This window comes from Microbacterium sp. AC026, from assembly GCF_979258475.1.
Genome location: NZ_OZ409857.1, coordinates 434,653 through 447,111, shown reverse-complemented (window position 1 = coordinate 447,111; position 12,459 = coordinate 434,653). Strand labels below are relative to the sequence as shown.

Sequence of the window (12,459 nt, the reverse complement as noted above, 5' to 3'; positions counted from 1 at the left end):
AAAAGGAGGATGCTGGAAACGTGAAGATCGAGCTGTTACACATCGCTGAATGCCCTAGCTGGATCGAAGCCGGTCGCCGTGTCACCGAGGCCCTCCGAGAAACGAGCCACGCGGCAACAGAACTGCGTTATCGACTCATCCGCTCTGAGGAGGACGCAGCGGAGGTTCCCTTCTCGGGGTCCCCCACAGTCACCCTGAACGGGGAAGACCTCTTCCCTGGTGCGGAGCCCAGTGTCGACCTAGCCTGCCGCATCTACGCAACCCCGGCGGGTCTGGCTGGTCTCCCGACGGTCGAGCAGATCCGAGAGGCCATCCTCACTCATGGCAACTGACTCCGACCAGGTGTGCACATGCTGCGGGCGATCCTTACCCCGTAAGAAGGTGCATGCCCTCGGGGACGATGGGGTGTTCATCTGTCGTCGCTGCGCCTGGTGGGTGGCCCTGCGGCTACGCCCGGACAATACGTCGGGATGACGATGACCACGGCCAGGCACTCATCGTGCCCGGCCGTGGTCACCATTTCTTTCAGACACGCGAGAGGAGCGCGCCTCGCGCTCCCATGCCTGGGTCGCTATCTGCACGGCATCCCACGGGGAGCCGAGCGGGGGCGTGTAGGAGAGGTCAAGGTCGCTCATCGCGGCGACGGTCATCCTGTGGTGCAGAGACGTGGCGTAGGTGTCGACGCGCTTCGAAATCTCGGCACCTCGGCTGCCGACGAGCTGCGCGCCGAGCAGACGACCGTCATTGGTGTCGCCGGTGATGCGGATGCTGACGGGCGTGGCGCCCGGGTAGTAGCGCTTGTGGTCGTCCGCGATGGCGGTGTGACTGTGCGGGGCGAGGCCGGCGGCTGTGGCTTCGTGGTCGCGGAGGCCTGTGCGTGCGGCGACGACGTCGAAGACCTTCACGACCTGTGTGCCGAGGCTCCCGGCGAACCGCGTATCGCCCCCGATCGCGTTCTCGCCCGCGACACGTCCCTGCTTGTGGGCGGTCGTGCCGAGGGGAGGTAGGTGATCCCGAGGAGGCGGTGGTGGGTGACCACTCCGTCGCCGGCCGCCCACACGTGCGGCAGGCCAGTGCGCATCTGTTCGTCGACGACGACAGCGCCGCCCGCGCCCGTGGTTGCGCCGGCTGCGGTGAGAAGGCTGGTGTTGGGCCGCACGCCGACGACGACGAGCACCACGTCAGCGGTACGGGAGAACGCCTCTCCGTCGTGGATGCCGGTGACGGTGATCCTGCCGCCGTCACGGGCGACGGCTTCGACACGCGTACCGGTGAGAACGTCGACCCCGTGTCGGGTGAGTTCGTCGCGGACAAGTGAACCGAGTTCGGGATCGAGGGTCGAGAGGACTTCGGGGCCGCGCTGCAGCTGGGTGACCTGGAGGCCCCGCACAGTGAGCGCTTCGGCCATTTCGAGGCCGACGTAGCCAGCTCCGACGATGATCGCCGTCTCGGGCTGATGTTCGTCGAGGTACTTCTCGAGCGCGAACGTGTCGCCCATCGAGTGCAACAGGTGCACGCCGTCATCGGGGCCGAGCCGGTCAAGACCCGCGATGCCCGCGGTTGACGGGGAGGCCCCGGTGCCGACCATGAGCTCGTCGTAGGCGATCGTTGATTCGCTGCCGTTCGCGTCGCGGACCGTGAGTCGGCGGCCGTCGACGTCGATACCTGTAGCGAGGGTGTCCAGACGGAGGTTCATGCCGGTGGCTTCGAGGTCAGCGTGGGTGCGGTGGGCGAGCGACTGCCAGGGCTGTACCTCGCGGGAGAAGTAGTACGGGATGCCGCAGATCGAGAAGTTCGGGTAGGCATCGGCCACCACGACAGTGACATCAACAGACGGGTCAAGTTCGCGGGCCCGGAGGGCGGTGGAGATTCCGGCGTCGCTTCCGCCGATCGCTACAAGATGCATGAGGATGCCTTTCAGGGCTGGGTTTCGAGTTTTTGAGGAACCACGACGTCGCCGGCCGTGCGGGCGGCGATTGGATAGAGGGCGAGCAGCAGCGCGAGGCCGATGGCAGCCCCGAAGAGCTGTGCAGCGATGAACGGCGCAACAGACGACGGTGCGATACCGGCGAACGTGTCGGTGAACATTCGGGCGATCGTGACGGCGGGATTTGCGAACGATGTGGAACTGGTGAACCAGTAGGCCGCGCCGATGTACGCACCGACCGCGGCGGCCGTGACCGACCCCTTTCCGGTGCGGGCGAGAGCGAAGATCAGCAGCACGAGCCCTGCAGTGGCGACCATTTCCCCGACCAGATGTCCGCCTGTGACCCGGTCGTTGGACGAGAACCCGGGACCGGTGTCGAACATGACCCCCGCTAGCAGGGTGCCGGCGATGCCGCCGAAGATCTGCGCGAGCACGTACGCAGCGACGTCGCGCAACGGAAGCCCGGTGCTGGCGCTGCGGCCAAGCAGCCAATCCGCGACCGTCACCACGGGGTTGAAGTGCGCGCCGGACACTGGCCCGAGCATCAGGATCAGCACCGTCAGACCGAGGGCAGTGGTCAGGCTGTTCTCCAACAGCTGGAGACCGACATCATCCGGGGACAACCGCTGCGCGGCGATACCGGAACCCACCACGATAGTGACGAGCAGACCAGTTCCAAGGAACTCGGCGGCTGCTCGGCGCAGAAGGTGTGGCCGTGCGAGGGCGGGGTGAGGTGTTTTCATGTCGGCTCATCTTGACCCGAACGGGGTACTTCAGTCAAGATTGAGACAATGAACACTGAACGAACTGACCAGGTGGAGGCGCGCGCCGCGAAGCACGCTGCGCTGAGCGACCCATCTCGCCTGCGGATCGTCGATCGTCTCACGCTGGGCGACCTCTCGCCCACCGAAATCGGAATGGCGTTGGGCCTTCCCTCCAACCTCGTCACCCATCATCTGAACGTGCTGGAGTCGGTGGGGATGGTCTCGCGGTCCCGCTCGGAGGCCGATAGACGGCGCAGCTACGTTCACCTCTCAGATAACGCACTCCGCGGGCTCACACCCGGCCGGGTCGAGCGCGCAGATCGCGTCGTGTTCGTTTGTACGGCGAACTCCGCCCGGTCGCAGCTCGCCGCGGCGTTGTGGTCGACCCGCAGCAGTATCCCCGCGACGTCGGGAGGAACGCACCCGACGGGGCGGATAGATCCGGGCGCAGTCGCCGCTGCCGATCGCCACACTCTCGCGCTGCACGATGAGGCACCCCGCGCTCTGACTTCGGTCCTGACCGATTCAGATTTCGTGGTGACGGTGTGCGACAGCGCCCACGAAGAACTCGGCGCCATCGGACACCTGCACTGGTCGATCCCCGACCCTGTTCGGATCGGCACCGATGACGCCTTCGACACCGCCTACGACGAGCTGGAGCGCCGTATCGCGGAACTCGCACCCCGGCTCGCCGCCAGCTGACTCACCCTGAAAGAGAACCCGTGACTGACACCACTCCGACCGTCCTATTCATCTGCCAGCACAACGCCGGCCGGTCGCAGCTCGGCGCGGCTCTCCTAGAGCACCTGGCCGGGGACCGGTTTCGTGCCACGTCTGCGGGCCTCTCCCCGGCGAACGAAGTGAACCCGGCTGTGGCCGCCACTGTCGCGGAGCTCGGGGTGGACATCACGGGGCGCGTACCGCGCGCCGTCACGGTCGAAGATCTGGATGCCGCCGACGTCATCGTCCTGATGAAGCCCGGGCTCACATTGCCTTCCACCCCTCGCGGAAAGGTTCTGGAGTGGTCGTTCCCCAACCCCGAGTCCTGGGACGCCGAAGCAGTGCGCCCGCTACGGGAAGCGGTGGCCGAGAAGATTCGTACGACGCTTCTTGCCTGAGTTTCCCTTGTCACGAACCCGGCCCTGGCGTGGGTGATTCGTGCAGGACCGGATGAGTCGACATGCTGGGAACGTGAGCAACCTCGTCGCCTGGTGGGAACGTCATCAGATCGCCCTCTATCTCGCAGCGATCGCTGCGGGCGTCGTGCTGGGCTTGTTGGTACCAGGAGCCGCGCACCCGCTCGAGCTCGCGATCAACCCCGTTCTCGGGCTGTTGCTGTACGCGACATTCCTCGGTGTCCCTTTCTCGATGATCGGACGCGCCTTCCGCGATGCGGTTCCTGTTCGTGGTGCTGGTCGTGAACTTCGTGATCGTGCCGGTCATCGTGTTCTGCCTGTCTCGGTTCGTCGCTCACGATCAGGCGCTGTTGGTTGGTGTGCTGTTCGTCTTGCTGACGCCCTGCATCGACTATGTGATCGTCTTCACGGGGCTCGCCGGAGGGGCGAAGGAACGGCTACTTGCGGCCGCGCCGATCCTCATGCTGGGACAGATGCTGCTCCTGCCGGCATACCTCTGGCTGTTCGTCGGCCCTGAACTCATCGCCGCGGTCGACCTCGCGCCCTTCGTCGACGCTTTCCTCCTGCTCATCGTGCTCCCGCTCATGGCGGCCGGCCTCACCCAGTACGTCGCCTCCCGCACGCGCTGGGGTCGCACTCTCCGAGACACCGCTCTAGCCGCCATGGTGCCGCTGATGATGCTCACGCTCGCCGTCGTCGTCCCTTCCCAGGTCTACGGCGTCAGCCGGCAACTTCCTGCACTGCTCGCCACAGTTCCGATCTATGCCGCCTTCGCGGCGGTCATGATCCCGGTAGGGATATTCGCGGGGCGTGCGGCACGACTCGACGTCTCCAGCACTCGCGCTGTCGTATTCTCCGGCGCGACCCGCAACTCCCTAGTGGTTCTCCCGCTCGCCCTCGCCCTCGGCGGTCTACATCTGGGCGGTTCCTTCGAGCACGTAGAAGAACTGGGTCGCGGTGTGGTGCACGTGCCACTCTTCGCCGGCTCCGGCCGGGACTCGCTCCTCGATCACCGACAGCCCGGGGCTGTCGAGTAGTCGCCACCCGTCGGAGACCTCGCCCCACACGTAGTGATCAGCATTGGTGACATCGACAGGTTCGGGCATTCTTCGATCCTCCCAGGCGGACCAGTCCGCACCGTAGAGCGAGCAGCAGAAGCCGGAATGATAGACCCCGACGAAGAACCGCTCAAGGGGCCGACGAGCCCGACTGTTCCGAAGATATGTTGAGCCGAGATCGCAGAAGATCGCGATCCTTGGGCCGGTGGAGTCCCCAGCGAAGCCGGCAGGTGGTCCCGCGGGTACCCCAGACCTGTCGGGACCAGCCCCGATCACGCTCTACGGGGCGAGCTGCGTTTTCAGGAGAACCTGTGGGCGTCGAAGTCCGAACCATCGTCGAGGCCAGATAGGTCTCTGACTGTGCCTCAGGCGGGTTCTGGAGGACGCGGATCCGTTCACGCATGTATGCCTCCGCCTCGTCATTCGCGGGCGGCTGCGTCGTGGTGTTTCATCACGCCAGGCTCTGCGATCCTCATCGGGCAGATCCTCTACGACGGTAAAGCGGCCCGCTAGATCGATGGTGCCGCGGATCATGGTGTGGGCGAACGCCTGGAGGCGTTCCCTCGACTGCGAGAGCGATTGCGCGGCAACCCGCCGCGCACGCAGCACGAAGCGTTCCACGATTTCCGTGGGCTGCATCACTGGCGCTCCCTTGTTCTCGCCCCGGCGATCGTTACGTGCCATCATCAGTCCACACGCCTAGTGAATCCAGTAATCGGGTCGAGCGGCCAATTCACGGCGAAGACGCGATTGAAGCTGATAATCATCGCCGGTTCCGATCCGTCTGAGAACGCCATCAGAACGATTTCACCCGGGTTTGGTTGATGTGCGGAGCGCGCGACCTTGATTGATGTCACCGTGTCGTCGACCGTGAGATCTTGGGTACGGGGCACGTCTCGAGCAGAAAGGAGTGCAGTTCGCAGTGCATCAGCGTGCGGTGTTCTCGGGATCTGCCGTAGCGCGACGCATCCGGCTAAGTACGCGGTCTTCACTGCTGCAATATGTGAGCGCGTTGCGTCGATAGGCACGTAGCTCATCTCGAACTCATGTTCTCGAATGATCTGGTTGACCGCCGGGTCGTGCCTTCCGTGTTGGAAGAGAACGAACCCGCCGGATGTGTTCTCGCGCAGGAGGTACTCTCCCGCGTTTCGGAGTCCGGGTAGGTTTTTACCCGAGAGTCGCACCTTTCCTATCGCGTTCTCGTACCAATTACGCAGGTGCGGCTCGTACTTGCTTCCGAACTCGTTGTTACACGTCTCGCACGTCATCGTGATGACGCTTCCGCCGACGGAGTGGGGTGGGACATGCTCCCGGCTGCGGGGTTTTGGCTCTAGGCAGATCGGACACACACCGAAGTCGATGAAGTCGAAGGCGACGGGAAGCGCTCGAAAATTACGCTCCGCTCCCAGCGGTTGTGGCATACGCACCTCGAGGGTTGACCCGTCTTCAAGTCGAAGAACGGCCTGACTGAGTTCGGGGACACCGCGACCATTTGCGCGCCCGTTGACGCTCTCAATCACACCGCGTACGCGACGTTTGCCGGAGGAATCGCTCACGGGTCAGACTGTACTCGTCGCCCTCGACATCAGGGGCCCGTCACCGACTCGCCGGACCAGTCTCAAGCTTCGTCAACACCGCAGCTCAACTATCCACGAGACAGCTCCGGCGCACCCACCTGGGCGCTCCGTATGCAGAGCCGATGACGGGTATACAGCAGCTGAGCCTCACCCTCTGATGCCGCGCAACAGGTCGCGCTGAGTTGCGTGATGTCCGCGAAGCATCATCGTTCCTTTCGTCGATACCCGCGACGTCACATGGCGAGTGTGCGCTCGTCAGCTCCGCTTACCGTCCCCCGGTCTGATGCCGCCCGCATAATAGCGAGCCTGATAATGCTCCTCCCCAGTAGAGGGCGAAGCGCCCTCTCCCGGAGGCCTGAGCGTCACCAGGGCGTACCCCTCAGATCGACGTCCCCCGGCGACCATCGCGAGTCAGATGCGTCGTAGATGAGTATGGGAGCTCCGAAGTGCTCGGTCGCGTCGGAACCGTCGGCGATCGATATGTGACGTTCTTGCGCGCGGATCCGCCTCCAGCCGGTGCTCTCATAGAAAGGCACGACCGCCTCACGGCATCCGAGGTATCCGAAGTCGACCAGCGCGTCGTTCCGCATCGCCTGCTGGGCACGCGCCATCACCCGTCGCCCGACCCCACTGCCGCGCCAGTCGGAATGCACGAGGACTCCCCCGGTTCCGGCGACGACGATCTCGTGGCCGCCTGCACTGATCGTGCGTCGCTGAAAGCCGACATGCGCGATCACGATCCGGCCGATCGACAGCATCACATGAACATGCGCCGGCGAATACCCGTACGGGCGGTCAGGATTCCAGGCGCCGTGCGTCACGCGGTACTCGGAGTCGAAGAGTTTGCCGAGCGCTGACAACTGCGATGTGGAAAGATCCTGATGCTCGACGAGCTCGGTGCGTTCGACTGGGGTGTGCTCGGTCCCGAGGTCGCGGACCGTGATGAGGGTGCGACCGTGCTCGCTGACGCGGCCCGATCGGCCCGAATCCACGAACCCCAGCTTGTCGAGCACGCGACGCGAACTCACGTTCCACTCCCAGACTCCCGCCCACGCACGGCGATAGCCCGCTTCGGCAGCCCACCGCAGGACCGCCGTCGCGGCCTCCGTGGCATATCCGCGATTGTGCACGGCCTGGAGGAGCTCGAACGCTACCTCGGGCTCCTCATCGTTGCCGTTCGCGTCGAAGACGAGCCCGCAGTATCCGTAAACCTCCCCTGACACCGCGTCCTCCACTGTGAGCAGGCTCGATCGCTCCGAGGCCGGATCGGTGATGTGCGCGGCGATGTCGGACGCCGTCGGGTGTCCGGCTGCGTCCAGCTTCCGGTGCGCCGGCACGCGCTCATCCCGCTCGGTCCAGAGCGTGTGGAAGACGGTCGCGTCGGTGGCGGTCTGCGGCCGAAGGATCAGGCGCGCCGTCCGCAGGCGACCAGGAAGGGGTCTTGCGCCCGCTCGGCCGGATGTGTTCGTCACGGGGCCTCGGGGGTCCCAGCCACCAGCGTGTCGATCATCGGGGCTCCTCCAGTCCTGCAGCGACCGCTTCGAGTCGATCGGTACGGGAATCCCAGATTCGGCGCTGATCGTCGAGCCAGTCCCCCACGGTGGCGAGTCGATCGCGGTCGAGGCTGCAGGTGCGCACGCGTCCGCGTTTGGTCGTGCGGATGAGACCATTCCCCTCCAGTGTGCGCACGTGCTTCATGAAAGAGGGCAGCGTGATCGCGAACGACTTCGCCAACTCCCCCACGCTCGCCGGACCCGATCCGAGAATCCGGATCACCTCCCGCCGCGTCGGGTCTGCGAGCGCGAGGAACACTCCGTTCACGCCGTCATGGTTAGCCATAGATGAAAGTATTCTGCACCTGGACGGTTAGCGCAAGTGCAAAGTGTCGCGGTGTCGCACCATGCACACGAGGGCCTCGCGATCCTCCCAGGATTCGACACGCAGGAAGTCCCGGGATTCATACAGACGGATCGCCGCATCACGCCAATGCCAGACGGACAGCCGGACAGGGGAACCCGCGACCTCCAGGGCGGCATCGAGCAGAGCACCGCCGACGCCTCGTCCCCGCACGCTCGGATCCGTCCAGAACCTCTTGACCTCTGCTTCTCCGGCGACCGGCCGGATGACGACCACTCCCACGGGCTGATCGTCCAGCTCCGCGATGAGCACAACGCACCCGGCGTACGCCAGAGCGGGGTCATCAGCCTCCTGCCTGTACCGCGGCGGCAGCGAGCCGGGCGGGGAGGGCACTGCGATCCCGTGCTCTCGCTTCTCGTCCTCGGTCTGCAGGAGATACGTCCGCACGAGATGGGTCACCGCAACCGCGTCGGAACCGTGCAGGTTCGTCGGGCGGATGCGGACAGAGGCGCGCTCGGGGCGTATGAGTGTGTCGAGATCAGGCAGTTCGGTCACAGGTTCATTCTGCCCTCAGCGCGAGGACCAGACGCCGAGCTCATTGCCGCTGGGGTCGAGGAAGTGCAGACGGCGGCCGCCCGGGAACTCGTACGGACCTTGCACGACCGCACCGCCGGCCTCGGTGATCGCCACCTGGGTGGCATCCAGATCGTCGGAGTACAACAGCACGAGAGGGCCACCGGGCGGGCGCCCCTGATCGGAGAGGAGCAGCCCGCCGACCTCGGATCCGTCGCCTGTGGGCGAGGCGATCCCTGCATAGGCGGGACCGTAGTCGACGAAAACCCATCCGAAGGCGTCGCGGTAGAAGCGCTTCGCCGTCTCAAGATCATTGACGACGAGTTCGACGTAGTTGATGGCGTGGTGCACGGGTGCGGGTGTCATGCGGCCACGCTAGCGACAGCATCCGACATGCGCCAGACAACCGAGAGGGCGGGCTGCGCGACAGGGGAGGTCGCGACCAGGAGTACCGTGGGAGGAGTGCATCAGGTTCCCCGCTCCCCCGTGACCGCCCCGGGATGGAGAGCCTGGCTCATCTGGGGTGTCGGCGTCGCGGCGTACGTCCTGGCGATCACGAACCGCACCTCCCTCGGCGCCGTCGGGGTGGAGGCCGCGGATCGATTCCAGGCCGACGCGTCGACCCTCGCGCTGTTCGCCGTGGTCCAACTCGCCGTCTACGGCGGAATGCAGATTCCGATCGGCGTCCTGCTCGACCGTTTCGGCTCGCGCCCGATCATGACGATCGGCATGCTGCTCATGGCTGCAGGTCAGCTCACCATGGCCCTCTCCCCCGGCATCGGCATCGCGATCTTCGCGCGCATCCTGCTCGGCGCCGGCGACGCGGCGATCTTCCCGGCCGTGCTGCGGCTCGTGGCGACGTGGTTCCCTGCGCAGCGCGGGCCGATCATGGTCCAGTTCACCGGCATCATCGGGCAGGCGGGACAGTTGATCGCACTCGTGCCCCTCGCCGCACTCCTGCACGCGACGACGTGGACGATCACCTTCGGCAGCATCGCGGGGCTCGGCGTGCTGTTCACCATTCTCGTCGCGCTCGTCATCCGCAATCACCCGGCGGAGCGTGGGGCCGACGTGACGGTCAACACCGACACGGGTGTCATCCGCGTCGTCACGTCGGCGATCGACACCGGTGTCGGCATCCGCGCCGCGTGGGCGCACCCCGGCACCCGCCTCGCGTTCTGGTCGCACTTCACGACACCTTTCGCGGGCACGGCGTTCATCCTCCTCTGGGGAATGCCCTTCCTGACCGCAGCGCAGGGGCTCGACACGGCGCATGCTGCGGGCATCATCTCGGTGTATGTGATCGCCGGAATGGCACTGGGCCCCATCATCGGAGACCTCTCGCGTCGGCTGCCGAATCAGCGTTCGCTCGCACTCGTCCTTCCGGCCGTCGGGGTGCAGGTCGTCGCATGGGTCGCCGTCCTCGCCCTGCCCGAACCGGCTCCGCTCTGGCTGCTCTACGTCCTCGCCGTGGCACTCGCGACGGGAGGCCCGGCGAGCATGATCGCCTTCGACCACGCGCGCACGCACAACCCCTCGCATCGTCTCAGCACGGCCACAGGAGTGACGAATGCCGGTGGCTTCATCGCCGCTCTCATCGCGATCTTCCTCATCGGTCTCGCACTCGACCTGCAGGGCGCGGGGACGCCGGAGACCTACTCGCTGGAGGCGTTCCGAGTGGCGTTCCTCATGCCCATCCCGCTGTGGATCCTCGGTGTCACCTTCATCGTGATCGAACGCAAGCGCACCCGCATTCGGATGGGGCTGGATCCTGAGCGGCGACGCTGAGGAATCCGCGGATGGTGCTCATGCCCCCGAGCTTCACCTTCTCGAACGAGGACTCGGAATCGGAATCGGAATCGGAAGGATGCTCGTGCAGGGCATCGTCGATGATCTGCAGGAGACCTCGACCGTGAAGCGCATCATGCTCGCCACCAGCGATGCGGACGGCCTCTACGCGAAGTTCGGCTTCTCCGAGCCGGAGGGACCGAGCCGGTACATGATCAGGCCCATGTCGCGATGAGACGGCCTCGAGCGATTCAGCGCCCTGGGCGCCGCAACGGCGTCCAGCCGAACGGCACCGGGCCGTCGAACGCTGCTCTCTCCTGGTCGGCGCGCGTCGACCACCCCTGAGCTTCTCCCGGAGTCTCATACGCGCCGCGCGCGACTCGAAGCCCGACGTCCTCATGGTGCATGCGGGGTCCTCCCCGCGACGCACCGAGGCGCGGACGCTCCACGAATCGTCTGCGAAGCCGCCCCCGCGGAACACGCGATAGTCGTCGTATCGCGCGGGATCCAGCAGATCCCAGCACCACTCCCACACGTTGCCGAGCATGTCGAACAGCCCGTTGAGGTTGGGCAGCTTGCCGCCGACCTCCTGGGGAGCCGACACACCGTCGGCACTCGTCCACGCGGCCTCGGCGAGAGGTGCATAGTGCGGCCCCGTCGACCCTGCCCGGCACGCGTACTCCCATTCGGCTTCAGTCGGGAGACGATAGCCCTCTCCGGTCACGTCCCACGTGACGTCCTCGCCGTCGAATCGGTAGACCGGGTCGAATCCCTCCCACTCCGATGCGGCATTGCAGAAGTGGATCGCGCGCAACCAGCTCAGGTCCGCGGCCGGTCGACGGGGATGGCGTGAGGAGATCGGAAGGATCTCCGCCAGCTGCTCCTCGGTGATCGGGAAGACGCCGATCTCGAAATCCTCGAGACTGACGGTGCGTTCCACCTTTCGGCGCGCATCATGCAGTGTGACCGACCCGCCCCGGATCGGTCGCATCTCGATATCGGTCACGCCTGCGGCACCCTCTCGACCCAGTCGGGGTACTTCGCGGCACGTCCGTCACCGGACGAGGTGCGCGTGACGCGTCGCCTGACCCACGGGCCGACGAACTCTCGATAGTAGGCGAGCCCCGCGGGGCCACCCGCGGTGAGGGCTGTCGGTGACCACCAGGTCGACGGAGGCTCGTAGCCCAGCCCCTGCAGCACCCGTGCGGCGACTCGGTGGTGACCGGCGGCGTTCATGTGCAGGCGGTCCTCGGACCAGTACTTCGCATCTGCCAACTCGCGGTCGGGCCAGTTCAATGCGCGCACGACATCGTCGCGCCCTTCGACGCGTCGAAGCACGGCATCCGAGAGCTGGTCGCCTCGCCGCTGCACGAGCGATCCCATCGGGAGCTGGCCGCTCGGATTCGCTCCGGAGAGGAGGATCAGGGTGACGCCTTCTTCGTCGCAGCGGCGCAGGACCCGGCTGAACGCGTCAGCGATGTGCTCGAGGTCGGTCCGCGGCCGCAGCATGTCGTTGCCTCCGCCGTTGAACGACAGGTGGGTCGGGCGCAGCGCGAGCGCCGGCTCCAGCTGCTGCTCGACGATCGACCAAGCCAGCTTGCCGCGGATGGCGAGGTTGGCATAGCTGATCGAATGGCCGGCGGCATCGGCCCACCCCTGAGCCACGAGATCGGCCCAGCCTCGCTCGCGGCCGTCGGGCAGCACATCACCCACTCCCTCGGTGAAGGAATCTCCGATGGCCACATAGCGAACGTCTGTCACCTCGACAGCCTATTCCCG

At 65.8% G+C, this 12,459-nt stretch carries 14 protein-coding genes and 2 pseudogenes; 6 read left to right on the top strand and 10 right to left on the bottom strand.

The features are described from left to right. Positions 1-20: 20 nt before the first annotated feature. On the top strand, positions 21-332 hold the full coding sequence (locus ACZZ93_RS02300) for a hypothetical protein (RefSeq protein ID WP_056278749.1): 312 nt from the start codon (positions 21-23) through the stop codon (positions 330-332). Between the two features lie 162 nt (positions 333-494). On the opposite strand, the gene ACZZ93_RS02295 is transcribed toward ACZZ93_RS02300, so the two are convergent. The 3 genes from ACZZ93_RS02295 to ACZZ93_RS02285 are packed head-to-tail and all read right to left on the bottom strand — an operon-like array spanning position 495 to position 2,670. Then, complete coding sequence (locus tag ACZZ93_RS02295) at positions 495-905, bottom strand: hypothetical protein (RefSeq protein WP_463510391.1); 411 nt, start codon at positions 903-905, stop codon at positions 495-497. Next, the gene (locus ACZZ93_RS02290; protein WP_463510390.1) at positions 902-1,906 is read right to left on the bottom strand and encodes an NAD(P)/FAD-dependent oxidoreductase; all 1,005 of its coding nucleotides are present in this window, start codon (positions 1,904-1,906) and stop codon (positions 902-904) included. Before ACZZ93_RS02290 ends, ACZZ93_RS02295 begins: the two co-directional genes overlap by 4 nt. A gap of 11 nt (positions 1,907-1,917) precedes the next feature. Next, positions 1,918-2,670: an MIP/aquaporin family protein gene (locus ACZZ93_RS02285; protein ID WP_056278751.1), complete on the bottom strand. Its 753-nt coding sequence runs from the start codon at positions 2,668-2,670 to the stop codon at positions 1,918-1,920. 48 nt (positions 2,671-2,718) lie between these two features. On the opposite strand from ACZZ93_RS02285, the gene ACZZ93_RS02280 reads away from it, so the two are divergent. The 3 genes and pseudogenes from ACZZ93_RS02280 to ACZZ93_RS02270 form a co-directional block, all read left to right on the top strand. Beyond that, entirely contained in the window at positions 2,719-3,393 is a 675-nt protein-coding gene (locus ACZZ93_RS02280; protein ID WP_056278752.1) for an arsenate reductase/protein-tyrosine-phosphatase family protein, read from the top strand. Positions 3,394-3,413: 20 nt separating this feature from the next. Continuing rightward, positions 3,414-3,809 carry an arsenate-mycothiol transferase ArsC gene (locus ACZZ93_RS02275; RefSeq protein ID WP_056278753.1) on the top strand — a complete coding sequence of 132 codons (396 nt, stop codon included), beginning with the start codon at positions 3,414-3,416 and terminating at the stop codon, positions 3,807-3,809. 52 nt (positions 3,810-3,861) lie between these two features. Then, a pseudogene (locus ACZZ93_RS02270) lies at positions 3,862-4,732 on the top strand (arsenic resistance protein); the annotation flags it as partial. A gap of 839 nt (positions 4,733-5,571) precedes the next feature. Here the strand turns inward: ACZZ93_RS02270 and ACZZ93_RS02265 are convergent. The 5 genes from ACZZ93_RS02265 to ACZZ93_RS02245 all read right to left on the bottom strand — a co-directional run bounded on the left by ACZZ93_RS02265 (position 5,572) and on the right by ACZZ93_RS02245 (position 9,258). Further along, positions 5,572-6,441, bottom strand: a complete 870-nt coding sequence (locus ACZZ93_RS02265; protein WP_157538185.1) for an HNH endonuclease — start codon at positions 6,439-6,441, stop codon at positions 5,572-5,574. A 383-nt stretch (positions 6,442-6,824) separates the two neighbouring features. Beyond that, positions 6,825-7,934, bottom strand: coding sequence for a GNAT family N-acetyltransferase (locus ACZZ93_RS02260; RefSeq protein ID WP_463510389.1), 1,110 nt, complete (start codon positions 7,932-7,934; stop codon positions 6,825-6,827). Positions 7,935-7,968: 34 nt separating this feature from the next. Continuing rightward, positions 7,969-8,301, bottom strand: coding sequence for an ArsR/SmtB family transcription factor (locus ACZZ93_RS02255; RefSeq protein ID WP_372983546.1), 333 nt, complete (start codon positions 8,299-8,301; stop codon positions 7,969-7,971). Between the two features lie 27 nt (positions 8,302-8,328). Then, positions 8,329-8,874 carry a GNAT family N-acetyltransferase gene (locus tag ACZZ93_RS02250; RefSeq protein WP_463510388.1) on the bottom strand — a complete coding sequence of 182 codons (546 nt, stop codon included), beginning with the start codon at positions 8,872-8,874 and terminating at the stop codon, positions 8,329-8,331. A gap of 15 nt (positions 8,875-8,889) precedes the next feature. Beyond that, the gene (locus tag ACZZ93_RS02245; protein WP_053096079.1) at positions 8,890-9,258 is read right to left on the bottom strand and encodes a VOC family protein; all 369 of its coding nucleotides are present in this window, start codon (positions 9,256-9,258) and stop codon (positions 8,890-8,892) included. Between the two features lie 96 nt (positions 9,259-9,354). Between ACZZ93_RS02245 and ACZZ93_RS02240 the strand changes: the two genes are divergently transcribed. Beyond that, the gene (locus ACZZ93_RS02240; protein ID WP_463510387.1) at positions 9,355-10,680 is read left to right on the top strand and encodes an MFS transporter; all 1,326 of its coding nucleotides are present in this window, start codon (positions 9,355-9,357) and stop codon (positions 10,678-10,680) included. A gap of 85 nt (positions 10,681-10,765) precedes the next feature. Next, positions 10,766-10,915: a hypothetical protein gene (locus tag ACZZ93_RS02235; protein WP_285365548.1), complete on the top strand. Its 150-nt coding sequence runs from the start codon at positions 10,766-10,768 to the stop codon at positions 10,913-10,915. A gap of 16 nt (positions 10,916-10,931) precedes the next feature. Here the strand turns inward: ACZZ93_RS02235 and ACZZ93_RS02230 are convergent. Further along, positions 10,932-11,686: pseudogene (locus tag ACZZ93_RS02230) on the bottom strand (formylglycine-generating enzyme family protein). Beyond that, positions 11,683-12,441 carry an SGNH/GDSL hydrolase family protein gene (locus ACZZ93_RS02225; RefSeq protein ID WP_463510386.1) on the bottom strand — a complete coding sequence of 253 codons (759 nt, stop codon included), beginning with the start codon at positions 12,439-12,441 and terminating at the stop codon, positions 11,683-11,685. Before ACZZ93_RS02225 ends, ACZZ93_RS02230 begins: the two are co-directional and overlap by 4 nt. Positions 12,442-12,459: the final 18 nt, after the last annotated feature.